Source organism: Arenibacterium sp. CAU 1754, assembly GCF_054482635.1.
Genome location: NZ_JBTLRG010000002.1, coordinates 941,347 through 956,339 on the forward strand (window position 1 = coordinate 941,347; position 14,993 = coordinate 956,339).

Below are 14,993 nucleotides of genomic sequence, written 5' to 3' on the forward strand. Positions count from 1 at the left end.
TCCCCTCCGCGGCGGAGGACCCCAAATGCTGGAAATATCCCTGCTCGGCGCGGCATTTGCCGGTTTGCTGAGCTTTTTCACGCCCTGCATCCTGCCGATGGTTCCGTTCTACCTGTCTTACATGGGCGGGCTGAGCATGAGCGAATTGCGCGGCGATGGTAAGATTGCGCCGGGGGCGCAGCGACGGTTGCTGGTTTCGGCGGTGATGTTCGCGTTTGGCGTGACCACGGTATTCATGGCGCTGGGCATGGGAGCGACGGCGCTGGGACAGATGTTCGGCCAGTTTCTGGAACCCCTGTCCTATGTCGCGGCGGCCATCCTGGTCGTGTTTGGCCTGCATTTTCTTGGCGTGATCCGGGTGCCTCTGCTGTATCGTGAGGCGCGGCTGGAAAGTAGTGCCGAGGCGAGCACCGTTCTGGGTGCCTATCTGATGGGGTTGGCCTTTGGGTTCGGCTGGACACCGTGCGTGGGCCCGGCGCTGGCGTCTATTCTGATGATTGCCAGCGGCATGGGCGACATCTGGCGCGGTGCCCTGTTGTTGTTTGTATATGGCGTCGGGATGACCGCCCCGTTTGTGGTGGCCGCCCTGTTCGCCCGCCCGTTCCTGGCCTGGGTGCAGCGGCATCGCACCGCCTTTGCCTGGGTGGAAAAAGGAATGGGTGTTATGCTGATCGTGTTTGCCGTGCTGATCGCAACCGGCGCGGTGAATCTGATTGCCGACGCCATGATCCGCTGGTTCCCGGCATTTCAAAACCTGGGATAAGCCCTGCACAACAAGGAGGAAGTAACGATATGAAGCATTTTTTCGCCGGGGCGCTTGCCCTGATGATGGCCTTGCCGGCCATGGCGGTCGAAATGGGCGACGATGGCCTGCACAAGACCGAATGGATGCGCGACACGTTCAAGGACCTGCGCGAGGATCTGGAGGAAGCCAATGCCGAAGGCAAACGGCTGGTTCTGTTCTTTGAACAGCGCGGCTGTATCTATTGCGCCAAAATGCACAAGGAAGTGTTCCCGCGCCCGGACGTCAGCCAGTATATCGCCGACAATTACTTTGTCGTTCAGCTGAACTTGCATGGCGACACCGAAGTGACCGATTTCGATGGTGAGGTCCTGAGCGAGAAGGACATGGCACGGCGTTGGAACGTGTTGTTCACCCCGACGATTCTCTTTCTGCCGGAAGAGGTGGACGAGGAGTTGACGGCACAACAGGCGGCCGTCGCGGTGATGCCTGGTGCATTTGGCCCCGGCACGACGCTGGATATGTTCACCTGGGTCGCTGAAAAGCGATATCTTCTTGATAACGGAGAGGATTTTCAGCGTTACCACGCACGTCGCATTCAGGAGCGCAGCAACGGCAAAACCGACTAAGACTTTGGTATCGGCATAATAATTCATAATGATGAATTTGTTGTTGCGTTCACTGCGTTCTGTGGCCTACGGTATACAGCAGGTCAGATCGTCAGCGGTCGCGTTCGCGCGGCCACTCCAGGGAGGAATCATGAGAAGACTGATAATTACAACAATCGCCGCTTCGGCAGTAGGTGTTAGCGCTGCGCTGGCAGCGGACGTCGCACCGTCTGATGTGGCGTTTAACGAAGACGGTGCCATTGCCGAGTCGCTGACCGGTGTGGCGGGTAACGCAGCAAATGCGCCTGAAATCATGAACAAGGGTGCGGGAAACTGCATCGCCTGTCACCAGGTAACGGCGCTGAATGACATCCCGTTCCACGGTGAGGTTGGCCCATCGCTGGATGGCGCTGCAGACCGCTGGACAGAGGCGGAACTGCGCGGGATCGTGACCAATGCGAAAGTCATGTTCGAAGGATCGGTTATGCCGTCGTTCTACAAGGTCGAAGGGTTCACACGGCCCGGTGACGCCTACACGGGCAAAGCGCCCACGGGCCCGCTGGATCCGCTGTTGACTGCCCAGCAGATCGAAGACGTCGTCGCGTTCCTCATGACGCTGAAAGAAGAGTAAGCAGCCCCGAAAGGGCAGCTTTCATGCTTGCAAGGAGAAATTGAAATGGAATTCTCAAGACGCGAAACGCTCGCACTTGGGCTGGGCGCGGCGGCGATGAGCATCCTGCCGTTCCGGGCATATGCGTCAACAACTGAAGAGTTGATCGCAGAGTTCACCGGTGGCGCTGATATGGCCGACTCCGGTGTTGACCTCACAGCGCCTGAAATTGCGGAAAACGGTAACACCGTTCCGATCGAAGTGTCCGCACCCGGTGCGACCGCGATCATGGTTCTGGCGACGGGCAACCCGACGCCGCCAGTTGCGACATTCAACTTTGGCCCGCTGGCCGCAAGTCAGGCCGCCGCAACGCGGATTCGTCTGGCCGGTACGCAGGACGTTGTCGCCATCGCCAAGATGGCCGATGGCAGCTTTGCCAAGGCGTCGTCGACCGTAAAAGTCACCATCGGGGGTTGCGGCGGTTAAGCCGCGCTTCTTTCCCGGATAAGGAGAAATAGAAAATGGCATCTGGTGTAAAACCTCGCGTCAAGGTCCCGAAATCTGCTGCTGCTGGTGATGCGGTCACGATCAAGACCCTGATCAGCCACCCCATGGAAAGCGGTCAGCGCAAGGACAAGGAAGGCAACGTCATTCCGCGTTCGATCATCAATCGCTTTACCTGCATGTTCAACGGCCAGATGGTCATTGACATCACGCTGGAACCGGCGATTTCGACCAATCCGTATTTCCAGTTCGAAGCAACTGTGCCCGAAGCGGGCGACTTTGCCTTCACCTGGTATGACGATGACGGTTCGGTTTACGAAGACTCGAAGTCCATCGCCATCGGCTGAGCTGAGGCGCAAGGGAGGAAAACGCATATGAAAAACCGGATTGGGGTCAAAACCCTTTCGATCGTCGCGCTGATGTCAGCCGGTCTGGCCATGCCAGCCGCGGCAGATGAATCTGCCAATCTGATCATCAACGGCGAACTTAAACTGACAACGCATGCGCCGGCTCCGGCGCATGCCGAAAACCTGGATGAAGTCATTTCGGGCTGGGTGTATCGTTCCGACGAAACACAGGTCCTGCAAATGGACGATTTCGACAATCCGGGCATGATCTTTGTCGATCAGGCGATGGAAGAGTGGAGCAAGGTTGACGGGTCCGAAGGTAAGTCCTGTGCCTCGTGCCACGAAGACGTCGAAACCAGCATGAAAGGTGTGCGCGCGGTTTATCCCAAGTGGAATGAAAGCGCGGGCGAGGTTCGCACATTGGTCAATCAGATCAACGATTGCCGTGAGAACCAGATGGGCGCCGAAAAGTGGAAAAACACCGGTGGCAAAATCGTTGCGATGGAGGCTTTGATCAGCCTGCAATCGCGCGGCATGCCGGTCAATGTTGCCATTGACGGCCCTGTCCAGGCGACTTGGGAAAAGGGTAAGGAACTTTACTATACCCGGACCGGTCAGCTGGAACTGAGCTGTGCGAACTGCCACGAAGACAACTATGGCAACATGATCCGTGCGGATCACCTGAGCCAGGGGCAGATCAACGGCTTTCCTGTCTATCGTCTGAAGAACACCAAGCTGAACACCGCGCATGCCCGCTTCAAAGGCTGCGTTCGTGATACGCGCGCTGAAACTTATAACCCCGGCAGCGATGAGTTCATCGCGCTGGAACTGTATGTTGCAAGCCGCGGTAACGGTCTGTCGGTCGAAGCACCGTCCGTCCGTAACTAAATCCGAAACCCCGCGTTCTTGTAAGGGCGCGGGGTTTTTCACTTTAATCAAATTCACACATGCGAATGTGTGACGAGAAACGCGAAAGACCGGTCTTATGATTTCACGGCGTGATTTTTTGCAGGTGTCCATGGCTGCTTCTGCTATGATGGGGGCATCCGGATTTGGCAATTGGGCAAAGCTGGCGGCGCAGCAGGCGCTGACGCAGGATCAATTGTTGGACTTCGACACCTTTGGCAATGTGAGCCTGATCCATGTCACTGACATTCACGCTCAGCTCAAGCCGATCTATTTCCGCGAGCCCGAGATCAATATCGGAGTAGGGGCCAACAAGGGCGCCGTCCCACATGTCACCGGCGCGGATTTTCGCAAGCTCTATGGCATCGCCGATGGCAGCCCGTCGGCCTATGCCCTGACCTATAACGACTTTACATCGCTCGCACAGGGCTATGGCAAGGTTGGCGGCCTGGACCGCGTGGCAACGGTCATCAACCAGATTCGTGCAGCGCGGCCGGATGCGCTGTTGCTGGATGGCGGCGACACATGGCACGGCTCTTACACCTGCTATCAAACCCAGGGTCAGGATATGGTCAACGTGATGAACGCGTTGAAACCCGATGCGATGACCTTCCACTGGGAATTCACGCTGGGCAGCGACCGGGTGAACGAAATCGTCGAGGGTCTGCCCTTTGCCGCGCTGGGTCAAAACATCTTTGATTCGGAATGGGACGAACCGGCCGAACTGTTTAAGCCCTACAAGTTCTTTGAGCGTGGCGGCGTCAAAATCGCCGTGATCGGTCAGGCCTTCCCCTATATGCCGATTGCCAACCCCGGCTGGATGTTCCCCGAATACTCCTTTGGTATCCGCGATGAGAACATGCAGGCGATGGTCGACGAAGTGCGCAGCATGGGCGCCGAATTGGTCGTCTGTCTGAGCCACAACGGGTTCGACGTGGACAAAAAAATGGCCAACGTCGTGACCGGGATCGACGTGATCCTGTCGGGGCACACTCATGATGCCCTGCCCGAACCGGTTCTGGTGGGTGAAACCATTATCGTGGCTTCGGGGTCGAACGGTAAATTCGTCAGCCGTGTTGATCTGGACGTGCGTGATGGGCGCATGATGGGCTTCCGTCACAAGCTGATCCCGATCTTCTCGGACGTCATCACGCCGGACGCGGAAATCACCGCGCTGATCGATGAACAGCGCGCGCCCTATGCCGACAAGCTGGGCGAGGTAATTGGCCAGACCGACAGCCTGCTATATCGCCGGGGCAACTTTAACGGCACGTGGGACGACCTGATCTGCGACGCGCTGCTGAGCGAGCGCGAGGCCGACATCGCCCTGTCGCCCGGTGTGCGCTGGGGTCCGTCGATCCTGCCAGGTCAGGACATCACCCGCGAAGACATCTGGAACGTCACCTCGATGACCTATGGTGAGGCATATCGCACTGAAATGACGGGTGAATTCCTGCATGTGGTGCTTGAGGATGTGGGCGACAACCTGTTCAACCCCGACCCCTATTACCAGCAGGGCGGCGACATGGTGCGTACCGGCGGCCTTGGCTTCCGCATCGATGTGACCAAGCCGCAGGGCGAACGGATCTCGGACATGACGCTGCTGAAAACCGGCGAAAAGATCGATCCGGCCAAAACCTATATGATCGCTGGTTGGGCCAGTGTGAACGAAGGCACCGAAGGGCCGCAAATCTGGGATGTGGTCGAGGATTACATCCGCAAACAGGGAACAGTGACGGTCAAGCCGAATACGTCGGTCGAAGTCGTCGGTGCCTGACGGCACACCCGAAGAAACAAGAGAGTTCGAAAGAGGAGCAAGACGCATGACGTTTGGTTTCAAGGACAAGAAACCGTCGCGCCGCCAGTTTTTGTCGGGCGCGGCCGCAGCGGGCGCAGGTATGGTTGCAGCAGGTGCTGCCCGTGCCGAGGGCGATCCGCTGATCACCGAGGTACAGCCCTGGGCACAGGGATTGGGCGATGGCGTTGATGCCACACCCTATGGCCTGCCGATCAAATACGAGGCGGACGTGGTTCGCCGCAATGTCGAATGGCTGACTGCGGATACGATCAGTTCGATCAACTTTACCCCGATCCACGCGCTGGACGGGACTATCACGCCGCAGGGCTGTGCGTTTGAGCGCCACCACTCGGGCGCGATCGAACTGCGCAAGGAAGATTATCGCCTGATGATCAACGGCCTGGTCGATACGCCGCTGGTGTTCACCTATGACGATCTGATGCGGTTCCCACGTGTGAACCACGTGTATTTCTGTGAATGCGCGGCCAACACGGGCATGGAATGGGCCGGTGCCCAGCTGAACGGTGCTCAGTTCACGCACGGTATGATCCACAACATGGAATATACCGGCGTCACCCTGCGCACCCTGCTGGAAGAAGCCGGTCTGGACGCTGCGGGCGATCTCAAGGACAAATGGGTTTACGTTGAAGGCGCGGATGCGTCGAGCAACGGCCGGTCTATCCCGATGGAAAAGGCGCTGGACGACGTTCTGGTCGCGTTCAAGGCCAACGGCGAAGCGCTGCGCATGGAACATGGCTATCCCGTGCGTCTGGTCGTGCCGGGCTGGGAAGGCAACATGTGGGTCAAGTGGCTGCGCCGGATCGAAGTGACGAACAACGCGATCGAAAGCCGCGAAGAAACCAGCAAATACACCGACACGCTGGAAAACGGCATCAGCCGCAAATGGACATGGGAAATGGACGCCAAATCGGTCGTCACCAGCCCCAGCCCGCAAGCGCCCATTGCACATGGCAAAGGTCCGCTGGTCATCACCGGTCTGGCCTGGTCGGGTCGCGGTGCGATCACCCGGGTCGATGTGTCCAAGGACGGCGGCAAGACATGGGAAACCGCCCGTCTGGCCAAGCCGGGCGAGAAAATGGCGCTGACCCGGTTCTATCTGGATACGGAATGGGACGGCGAGGAAATGCTGCTTCAGAGCCGGGCGATGGATGAAACTGGATATGTCCAGCCGACCAAGGCACAGCTGCGCGAAGTGCGTGGCCTGAACTCGATCTATCACAACAACTGCATTCAGACATGGTGGGTGCGCCCGAACGGAGAGGCGGAAAATGTCGAAGTATCGTAAACTTATCGCAGCATCGACGGTCGCCGTATCGCTGGCCGCTGGCCCTGTCTGGGCCGAAAAAATGGGGCTGGGTCGTCCGGCAACGCCCGAAGAAATCGCAGCCTGGAATCTGGACGTCAGCCCGGATGGCACGGGCCTGCCTGTCGGGTCCGGCGATGTGCTGACCGGCGAAGAGGTCTTTGCAGATGCGTGCGCCATCTGCCACGGCGACTTTGCAGAAGGTGTCGACAACTGGCCCAAGCTGGCCGGGGGGCACGGCACGCTGGACCGCGAAGACCCGCTGAAGACGGTTGGGTCGTATTGGCCCTATCTGTCGACCACGTGGGATTACGTGAACCGGTCAATGCCTTTCGGCAATGCCCAGAGCCTGAGCGCGGATGAGGTCTATGCCATTGTGGCCTATATCCTTTATTCCAACGACATGGTGGATGACGACTTCGTCCTGTCGAATGAGACTTTTCTGGACGTCGAAATGCCCAACGCGGATGGGTTCATCATCGACAACCGTCCTGAAACCGAATTGGCCATCTTTTCGGGCGAGCCTTGCATGACCGACTGCAAGGACACGGTTGAAATCACCATGCGCGCCCGCGTTCTGGACGTGACACCGGAAACCGACGAAGGAGCTGCTGCAACCCCGGCTGCCGCCGAGGAAACGGTTGTCGCCGAAACCGAGACTGAAGAAGCCCCGGTCGAGCAGGAAGAGCCCAAGGAAGAGCCGATGGCAGAAGTTGCCGCGCTTGACCCCGAACTGGTGGCCAAAGGCGAAAAGACCTTTAAGAAGTGCAAAGCCTGTCACCAGGTGGGCGAAGGTGCCAAGAACAAGACCGGTCCGATTCTGAACGGGATCGTCGGGGCTGCTGCGGGGGTCGTAGACGGGTTCAAGTATTCCAAGGCACTGAGCGAAGCCGCCGATGGTGGCCTGGTCTGGACTGAGGAAGAACTAGCCGCGTTCCTCACAAAGCCGAAATCCTATTTGAAGGGCACAAAAATGTCCTTTGCCGGATTGAAGAAAGACAGCGATATTGAGGCCGTACTGGAATATCTCAAATCTTTCGGGGGATAATCGTTGAGACAATTAGGCATTGCTTTGATTGCCTTTGCCATGGCGGGGTTTCCCGCCATGGCCGAACAATCAGCTGAGAGCATTGGCGACGCCGAACGCGGCGCCAAGCTGTTTCGACAATGCTCGGCCTGCCACCAGGTTGGTGAAGGCGCTGAAAACCGCATCGGGCCGCATCTGAACGGCATTTTTGGTCGCAAAGCTGCGGCCATTGACGGTTTTTTCTACTCCAAAGGGATCAAACGCGCAGCGGACGATGGCCTGGTCTGGGACATTGATCGGCTGGATGCGTATCTGGAAAATCCCCGCGCGTTGGTGTCGGGCACACGGATGAGTTTTGGCGGCATGTCCAAGGCGCAGGACCGGCACGATGTGCTGGCCTATCTGCGCCGGTTTTCTGACAATCCACAGGACATCCCCGAGGCACAGCCAACGGCGCAGGCCCGTGAGGTGGAATTGCCACCCGAGATTCTGGCCATCGTCGGGGATCCTGAATACGGTGAATACCTGAGTAACGAATGCACCACCTGTCACAAGCGCGACGGCAGCAGTGAGGGCATTCCATCTATTACCCTGTGGCCAGAAGAAGATTTCGTGGTCGCAATGCATGCTTATAAGCGCAAACTGCGTCCCCATCCGGTGATGCAAATGATGGCAGGGCGCCTTTCAGACGAGGAGATTGCAGCGTTAGCCGCTTATTTTGGCGCCCTCAAATAAGAACGACTTACTTTAACGGGAGGAAAATTCATGACTTTGAAAAGACGCACATTTTTGGGTGCGGCGGCCAGCGCGGCCGCGGTGCTGGGTGCCCCGGCGGCAATGGGGCAGGGCAAGCCACGTGTTGTGGTCGTTGGCGGGGGCGCGGGGGGCGCCACGGCGGCGCGCTATATCGCCAAGGATAGCAAGGGTGCCATTGATGTCACGCTGGTTGAACCGACGCGGACCTATTACACCTGTTTCTTTTCCAACCTCTATCTGGCCGGATTTCGTGAGCTGAACAGCATTGCGCATTCCTATGGCGGACTGGCCAAGGGCGGCGTGAACGTCGTGCATGACTGGGCCGTAGGGATCGACCGCGACGCAAAAACCGTCAGCCTCGCCGGTGGGGCGGTGTTGCCCTATGACCGTCTGATCCTGAGCCCGGGCATCGATTTCGTCGACGGCGCCGTCGAGGGGTGGGATGTCACGTCCCAGAACAAGATGCCCCATGCCTATAAGGCCGGATCGCAAAGCGAACTGCTCAAGGCCCAGATCGAAGCGATGCCCGAAGGCGGGACGTTCGCCATGGTCGCGCCGCCAAACCCCTATCGCTGCCCACCCGGCCCATACGAGCGTGTCAGCATGGTGGCGCATGTTCTGAAACAGAATAACCCCACGGCCAAGATCATCGTGGCGGATCCCAAGCCGAAATTCTCGAAGATGGCGCTGTTCCAGGAAGGCTGGAACACTCATTACAGCGGAATGGTTGACTGGATCGGCCCGGATTTCGGCGGCAACAACGTGTCGGTCAACCCCGATGCGATGACCGTCACCATCGATGGCGAAGAAACCAAGGTCGACGTCTGCAACGTGATTCCGGCGATGAAAGCGGGTCGCATTTGCGAACAGGCTGGCCTGACCGATGGCAACTGGGCCCCTGTATCGGGTCACACGATGCAAAGCCGCATTGACGAAAATGTGCATATTCTGGGCGATGCCTGCGCACAGGGCGATATGCCGAAGTCCGGCTTTTCGGCCAACAGTCAGGCTAAGGTCGCGGCCATGGCCGTCCGCGGAGCGCTGACCGATTCCAAGGTGTTCCCGGCAAAATTCTCGAACACCTGCTGGTCTCTGATCGGCACTGACGATGGCGTCAAGGTGGGCGCGACCTATGAGGCGACGGACGAAAAGATCGCCAAGGTTGACGGTTTCATCAGCCAGACCGGCGAAAACGCCGATCTGCGCCGCCAGACCTATGAGGAAAGCATCGGCTGGTATGCTGGGATCACATCGGACATGTTCGGCTGATCCGTTAAAAGGCACGGCCCCGGGCGGTTTATTCTCCCGGGGCATTGCGCCACAAATAAATGTGAATGCCCCGCCAGGCCCGTGTCTGGCGGGGCTTTTCGTGCCCTGCGGTCAGGCCGGTCGCCAATCTGATCGCACCTGCACCCCTTGCAGCCCCCCAATGGCGATACTAAGACTCGGGTAACGCATATTCGGGTATCCTCCCGGTCCATCCAGAAACAGGCTGTGCATATGTTCGATCCTACCGAAACTTACATGAATACCCTCGTTCCCATGGTGGTCGAACAGACCAGCCGCGGTGAGCGGGCCTATGATATTTTCTCGCGCCTGCTGAAAGAGCGGATCATTTTCATCAATGGCCCGATCCACGACGGGATGAGCCACCTTGTGGTTGCGCAGCTTCTGCACCTTGAGGCGGAAAACCCCAGCAAGGAAATCAGCATCTATATCAACTCGCCCGGCGGTGTCGTGACCTCGGGCCTGTCGATCTATGACACGATGCAGTACATCAAGCCCAAGGTGTCGACCCTTTGCATTGGCCAGGCGGCGTCGATGGGGTCGGTCCTTCTGGCGGGCGGTGAGCCAGGCATGCGGTTCTCGCTTCCCAACAGCCGGATCATGGTGCACCAGCCGTCAGGCGGGTATCAGGGGCAGGCGTCGGACATCATGATTCACGCGGCCGAGACCCAGAAACTCAAGGACCGTCTGTATGACATTTACGTCAAGCACACGGGCCAGTCCAAGAAAGCCGTCGAAAAGGCGCTGGACCGGGACAACTTCATGTCGCCGGAAGAGGCCAAGGAGTGGGGCCACATCGACGAGATCGTGGAAAACCGCGACAAGGGCGTCGAAGAGGCCAAGTAAGGCCGCCGTCGATTTGGGCATCTGTGCCATGCGGGAGCGCTGCGCGGCATATTTTCAGATTGTGGTGCCCAGATGGCTGGCCTAAGCTGGCCACCAAGTAAAACGACAGGCCCCTGACGAAGGGGCGGGTGCAAAGCGAAGCCGAAAGGTAGATCATGGCGACGAACTCAGGTGGCGACAGCAAGAATACGCTCTATTGCAGCTTTTGCGGTAAAAGCCAGCATGAGGTGCGCAAGCTGATCGCCGGACCGACCGTGTTCATTTGCGACGAATGTGTCGAATTGTGCATGGATATCATTCGCGAAGAAACCAAGGCCAGTGGTCTCAAGGCCACCGATGGTGTGCCCACGCCAAAGGACATCTGCGCGGTTCTGGACGATTATGTAATCGGCCAGGCGATGGCCAAGCGTGTTCTGTCGGTGGCGGTGCACAATCACTACAAGCGCCTGAACCACGCCCAGAAATCTGGCAGCGATATCGAGTTGGCCAAATCCAACATCCTGCTGATTGGTCCTACGGGTTGTGGTAAAACCCTTTTGGCGCAAACCCTTGCGCGTATTCTGGACGTGCCGTTCACGATGGCCGATGCCACCACGCTGACCGAAGCCGGTTACGTGGGCGAGGATGTTGAAAACATCATTCTGAAACTGCTTCAGGCCAGCGAATACAACGTCGAACGCGCTCAGCGCGGCATCGTCTATATCGACGAGGTCGACAAGATTACCCGCAAGTCCGAAAACCCGTCGATCACCCGTGACGTCTCGGGCGAGGGCGTGCAGCAGGCCCTGCTGAAGCTGATGGAAGGCACGGTTGCCTCGGTCCCGCCGCAAGGTGGGCGCAAGCACCCCCAGCAGGAATTCCTGCAGGTGGATACCACCAATATCCTGTTCATCTGTGGCGGGGCCTTTGCCGGTCTCGACAAGATCATCGCGCAGCGCGGCAAAGGCAGCGCAATGGGCTTTGGCGCGGATGTGCGTGACAATGACGAACGCGGCGTGGGCGAGATTTTCACCGATCTGGAACCCGAGGACCTGCTGAAATTCGGCCTGATCCCGGAATTCGTCGGTCGTTTGCCGGTTCTCGCGACGCTGGAAGATCTGGACGAAGAAGCGCTGGTTACCATCCTGACCCAGCCCAAGAACGCGCTGGTCAAACAGTATCAGCGCCTGTTCGAACTGGAAGATACGCAGCTGACCTTTACCGAAGATGCGCTCAAGGCGATAGCGAAACGCGCCATCGAACGCAAAACCGGCGCGCGGGGCCTGCGCTCGATCCTGGAAGACATTCTGCTGGATACCATGTTCGAACTGCCCGGGCTGGAAAGCGTGACCGAGGTTGTGGTCAACGAAGAGGCGGTCATGTCGGATGCGGCGCCACTGATGATCCACGCCGATGCGGAAAAAGATTCGGCTTCGGCAGGATAATCCATGACAATCCGGCGTATTTCCTCGGGTGGCGAATTCGAGGGCAAAATCGGGTACTGCCGTGCCGTTGTAGCCGGCGGGTTCGTGCATGTCGCCGGAACCGTGGGGCAGGGCGACACGGTTCAGGAACAATGCCAGAATGCGCTGGATATCATCGGCAAGGCCTTGGCCGAGGCGGGCGCCAGTTTCGCGGATGCGGTGCGGGTTAATTATTACCTGCCGGATCGGTACGAGTTTGAGCCTTGCTGGCCGATCCTGAGCGCGGCATTCGGGACAAACCCGCCCGCCGCGACCATGGTCGAATGTGGTCTAATCGATCCGAAATATCGGATCGAGATTGAATTGACTGCAATACTTCCCGACCACCCGGGTCCGTAAGCTTCAGAAATCCTTCACCATGCCATTCATACGCGGCACATCATTGTGCCGCGGCAGAGAGGCCGATCCGTTGCGCTGTGTGATGAACCCCTTGGCTTCGTTGCGCTGACGGGCCTTCAGGTCGCTCAGGCCCAGTCCGTTGGTCTGCGGGGCCTTGGGGGCCATGAGGTTGACCACGCCGCCCGAGGTTTGTTTGGGCTGTTGCTGCGACCCGGTGCGCGTTTGCCCCGTTCCGTTCTTGACAAATTTCGCACCGCCGGCGGTGATCCGAACCGTCGGTTTTTGCGGCGCCGTTTCGGTGTCATTCATGTCGGACATGACAATCCAGCCTCCAGCGATGACGCCAACAATCAAAATAAGAAACTGGGGATTCATGAACGGCTCCTGAAAATTGATGACCTCACATAAACGTTGAAAATTGACCATAAGTTGACAGCCGGCGTGCAAAGTCGTGACGAAACTCAAAGTAAAGTCGGCGGAATGCCGTCGCCGCGCGACGCAACGGTATCTGGACCTTGCGCGCAATTTGCGTCATATCGGGAGGCAAGCAATCGGGAGACCTCGATGGGTATCGGAAACTCAATTCTTCGCGTCTTTACATGGTGGAACGGGCAGACCCTGAACACCCAGATTTTCACATGGCGCAAAGGTGTGAAAGTCGGAGAAGATTCGCAAGGCAACGTGTTTTACAAGAACGCCGACGACAGCAAGCGTTGGGTGATTTTCAACGGCGAGGTCGAGGCGAGCCGGGTGGATCCGGATTGGCACGGATGGCTGCACCGGACGTGGGACGAACCGCCCACAAAGGCCCCCTTGGCGCATAAGCCTTGGGAAAAGCCGCATCACGAGAACCTGACCGGCACCGCGCTGGCCTATGCGCCTGCAGGATCGATCCGCCGGGCAGATCCGGTGGAACGAAGCGACTACGAGGCGTGGAGCCCCGAATAACAAAAAATGCGGAGCAGGCAGGATGTCCCATAATACGACAGAGGTAATAGTCGGGGGAGCCGTACTTGCGGCGGCCTGCGCTTTTGCCGTTTACGCAAGCCAGGCAACCGGTTTTGGCCGGGGATCGTCAGGTTATGAGTTGAGCGCCAGTTTCCGGTCACTTGAGGGGGTCACGGTTGGCACCGATGTGCGTCTGGCCGGGGTCAAGGTTGGCACCGTGACCGACATGGTCCTGAACCCCGAGACCTATCGCGCCGAAACGACCTTTACCGTGAACAAAAACATCGAAATTCCGGATGACAGCTCGGTGATCGTCTCCTCCGAGGGGCTGCTGGGCGGGAATTTCGTCGAAATCATGCCGGGTGGTTCGCCATTTTATTTCGAACCGGGCGATGTGATGGAAGACACGCAAGGCGCCGTCAGCCTGATTTCCTTGCTGATCAAATTCGTCGCCGGTGACGGAGAGCAGACCGAGTGATCCGCGCTTTTGCCACGTTCCTGCTGTGCCTGGTTGTCCCAGTGCCCCTGTCCGCTCAGGATCAGGTGGTTTCCGGGCAGGGGGCGGTGCTGCGGGGATTGGACAAGGTCAACGGCCAAACGGTTGATGTCGAAATTCTTTCCGGCGGCGGCCGGTCGGTCTTTGGGCTTGAGGTCGAACTGGCCGACTGCCGGTATCCCGTCAACAACCCGACAGGGGATGCGTTTGTCTATCTGACGATCCGTGAGAACGGTTCGGACGACATTCGCTTTCAGGGGTGGATGATCGCCACGGCCCCCGCTTTGAACGCCTTGGATCACAGCCGTTACGATGTCTGGGTCTTGCGCTGTATCACGTCCTGAGGGGACGGTGTCGCAGGCCGTGTGAAATCGGCCTGACGGGCGATGGCGCGCTCCAATTGCAGATGATAAGCGGCGCGGGTGATTTCCTGCCCCCCGAGCGAGGCAAGGTGCGGGGTCAGGAACTGGGTGTCAAACAGGGTAAACCCGCCCGCGATCAGTCGGTGCACCAGATAGGCCAAAGCGATTTTTGACGCGTTGGTGCGACGTGAAAACATGCTTTCACCAAAGAACGCCCCGCCCAGAACAACGCCGTAAACCCCGCCAACCAGGTCGGCGCCTTCCCACAGTTCAAGGGAATGCGCGCTGCCTTTGTGATGAAGGGTCAGGTAATGCGCGCGGATTTCGTCGTTGATCCAGGTTTCCGCGCGCTCGGCGCAGCCGTCCACCACGCCGGAAAAATCCGTATTGATATCAACGCGGAACGCATTGCGCCGGATGGCGCGTGCCAGCGATCTGGAAATGTGAAACCCGTCCAGCGGCATCACCCCGCGGCGTTTCGGGTCGACCCAGAAGATTTCGGAATCGTCACGATGCTCGGCCATCGGAAAGATGCCGATGGAATAGCCGTGCAACAATAGGTCTGGCGTCAAATTCATCACGAACCGGGCAAGATCACAGGATGCAGCGTAGCAGGCTGAATCCCCGGGT

The 14,993-nt window shown here is 58.4% G+C and carries 19 protein-coding genes; 17 read left to right on the forward strand and 2 right to left on the reverse strand.

Annotated elements, in window-relative coordinates:
• Positions 1–25: 25 nt before the first annotated feature.
• The 14 genes from ACXYMO_RS11345 to ACXYMO_RS11410 all read left to right on the forward strand — a co-directional run bounded on the left by ACXYMO_RS11345 (position 26) and on the right by ACXYMO_RS11410 (position 12,557).
• The gene (locus ACXYMO_RS11345) at positions 26–763 is read left to right on the forward strand and encodes a cytochrome c biogenesis CcdA family protein (protein WP_458878793.1); all 738 of its coding nucleotides are present in this window, start codon (positions 26–28) and stop codon (positions 761–763) included.
• Between the two features lie 29 nt (positions 764–792).
• Positions 793–1,371 carry a thioredoxin family protein gene (locus ACXYMO_RS11350; RefSeq protein ID WP_458878794.1) on the forward strand — a complete coding sequence of 193 codons (579 nt, stop codon included), beginning with the start codon at positions 793–795 and terminating at the stop codon, positions 1,369–1,371.
• 130 nt (positions 1,372–1,501) lie between these two features.
• Positions 1,502–1,981 (forward strand): sulfur oxidation c-type cytochrome SoxX, encoded by a 480-nt coding sequence (gene soxX / locus ACXYMO_RS11355; RefSeq protein ID WP_458878795.1) that lies wholly within the window; start codon positions 1,502–1,504, stop codon positions 1,979–1,981.
• Between the two features lie 45 nt (positions 1,982–2,026).
• Positions 2,027–2,446 carry a thiosulfate oxidation carrier protein SoxY gene (soxY, locus tag ACXYMO_RS11360; RefSeq protein ID WP_458878796.1) on the forward strand — a complete coding sequence of 140 codons (420 nt, stop codon included), beginning with the start codon at positions 2,027–2,029 and terminating at the stop codon, positions 2,444–2,446.
• Positions 2,447–2,481: 35 nt separating this feature from the next.
• Positions 2,482–2,811, forward strand: a complete 330-nt coding sequence (gene soxZ, locus ACXYMO_RS11365) for a thiosulfate oxidation carrier complex protein SoxZ (RefSeq protein ID WP_458878797.1) — start codon at positions 2,482–2,484, stop codon at positions 2,809–2,811.
• A 27-nt stretch (positions 2,812–2,838) separates the two neighbouring features.
• Positions 2,839–3,699, forward strand: a complete 861-nt coding sequence (soxA, locus tag ACXYMO_RS11370; protein ID WP_458878798.1) for a sulfur oxidation c-type cytochrome SoxA — start codon at positions 2,839–2,841, stop codon at positions 3,697–3,699.
• 97 nt (positions 3,700–3,796) lie between these two features.
• A complete protein-coding gene (gene soxB, locus ACXYMO_RS11375; RefSeq protein WP_458878799.1) occupies positions 3,797–5,494 on the forward strand; it encodes a thiosulfohydrolase SoxB in 1,698 nt (565 codons plus the stop codon).
• A gap of 46 nt (positions 5,495–5,540) precedes the next feature.
• Entirely contained in the window at positions 5,541–6,821 is a 1,281-nt protein-coding gene (gene soxC, locus ACXYMO_RS11380) for a sulfite dehydrogenase (protein WP_458878800.1), read from the forward strand.
• The gene (locus ACXYMO_RS11385) at positions 6,805–7,887 is read left to right on the forward strand and encodes a c-type cytochrome (RefSeq protein WP_458878801.1); all 1,083 of its coding nucleotides are present in this window, start codon (positions 6,805–6,807) and stop codon (positions 7,885–7,887) included. The genes soxC and ACXYMO_RS11385 overlap by 17 nt, the downstream gene beginning before the upstream one ends.
• Before the next feature lie 39 nt (positions 7,888–7,926).
• Positions 7,927–8,601: a c-type cytochrome gene (locus ACXYMO_RS11390; RefSeq protein ID WP_458878802.1), complete on the forward strand. Its 675-nt coding sequence runs from the start codon at positions 7,927–7,929 to the stop codon at positions 8,599–8,601.
• A 30-nt stretch (positions 8,602–8,631) separates the two neighbouring features.
• Entirely contained in the window at positions 8,632–9,891 is a 1,260-nt protein-coding gene (locus tag ACXYMO_RS11395; RefSeq protein WP_458878803.1) for an FCSD flavin-binding domain-containing protein, read from the forward strand.
• Between the two features lie 231 nt (positions 9,892–10,122).
• Entirely contained in the window at positions 10,123–10,755 is a 633-nt protein-coding gene (locus ACXYMO_RS11400) for an ATP-dependent Clp protease proteolytic subunit (protein ID WP_458878804.1), read from the forward strand.
• A 155-nt stretch (positions 10,756–10,910) separates the two neighbouring features.
• Positions 10,911–12,179 carry an ATP-dependent Clp protease ATP-binding subunit ClpX gene (gene clpX / locus ACXYMO_RS11405; protein WP_458878805.1) on the forward strand — a complete coding sequence of 423 codons (1,269 nt, stop codon included), beginning with the start codon at positions 10,911–10,913 and terminating at the stop codon, positions 12,177–12,179.
• Between the two features lie 3 nt (positions 12,180–12,182).
• Complete coding sequence (locus ACXYMO_RS11410) at positions 12,183–12,557, forward strand: RidA family protein (RefSeq protein WP_458878806.1); 375 nt, start codon at positions 12,183–12,185, stop codon at positions 12,555–12,557.
• A 3-nt stretch (positions 12,558–12,560) separates the two neighbouring features.
• On the opposite strand, the gene ACXYMO_RS11415 is transcribed toward ACXYMO_RS11410, so the two are convergent.
• Positions 12,561–12,932 (reverse strand): hypothetical protein, encoded by a 372-nt coding sequence (locus ACXYMO_RS11415; RefSeq protein ID WP_458878807.1) that lies wholly within the window; start codon positions 12,930–12,932, stop codon positions 12,561–12,563.
• Between the two features lie 189 nt (positions 12,933–13,121).
• Here ACXYMO_RS11415 and ACXYMO_RS11420 point away from each other — a divergent pair, with 189 nt between their 5' ends.
• From ACXYMO_RS11420 to ACXYMO_RS11430, 3 genes are read left to right on the forward strand one after another with little or no spacing between them, the layout of a single operon-like run.
• Complete coding sequence (locus ACXYMO_RS11420; protein ID WP_458878808.1) at positions 13,122–13,505, forward strand: NADH:ubiquinone oxidoreductase subunit NDUFA12; 384 nt, start codon at positions 13,122–13,124, stop codon at positions 13,503–13,505.
• Between the two features lie 22 nt (positions 13,506–13,527).
• A complete protein-coding gene (mlaD, locus tag ACXYMO_RS11425) occupies positions 13,528–13,983 on the forward strand; it encodes an outer membrane lipid asymmetry maintenance protein MlaD (protein WP_458878809.1) in 456 nt (151 codons plus the stop codon).
• Positions 13,980–14,345, forward strand: a complete 366-nt coding sequence (locus ACXYMO_RS11430; RefSeq protein ID WP_458878810.1) for a DUF2155 domain-containing protein — start codon at positions 13,980–13,982, stop codon at positions 14,343–14,345. Before mlaD ends, ACXYMO_RS11430 begins: the two co-directional genes overlap by 4 nt.
• On the opposite strand, the gene aat is transcribed toward ACXYMO_RS11430, so the two are convergent.
• Positions 14,309–14,941: a leucyl/phenylalanyl-tRNA--protein transferase gene (aat, locus tag ACXYMO_RS11435; protein ID WP_458878811.1), complete on the reverse strand. Its 633-nt coding sequence runs from the start codon at positions 14,939–14,941 to the stop codon at positions 14,309–14,311. The two genes, ACXYMO_RS11430 and aat, sit on opposite strands and share 37 nt — an antisense overlap.
• Positions 14,942–14,993: the final 52 nt, after the last annotated feature.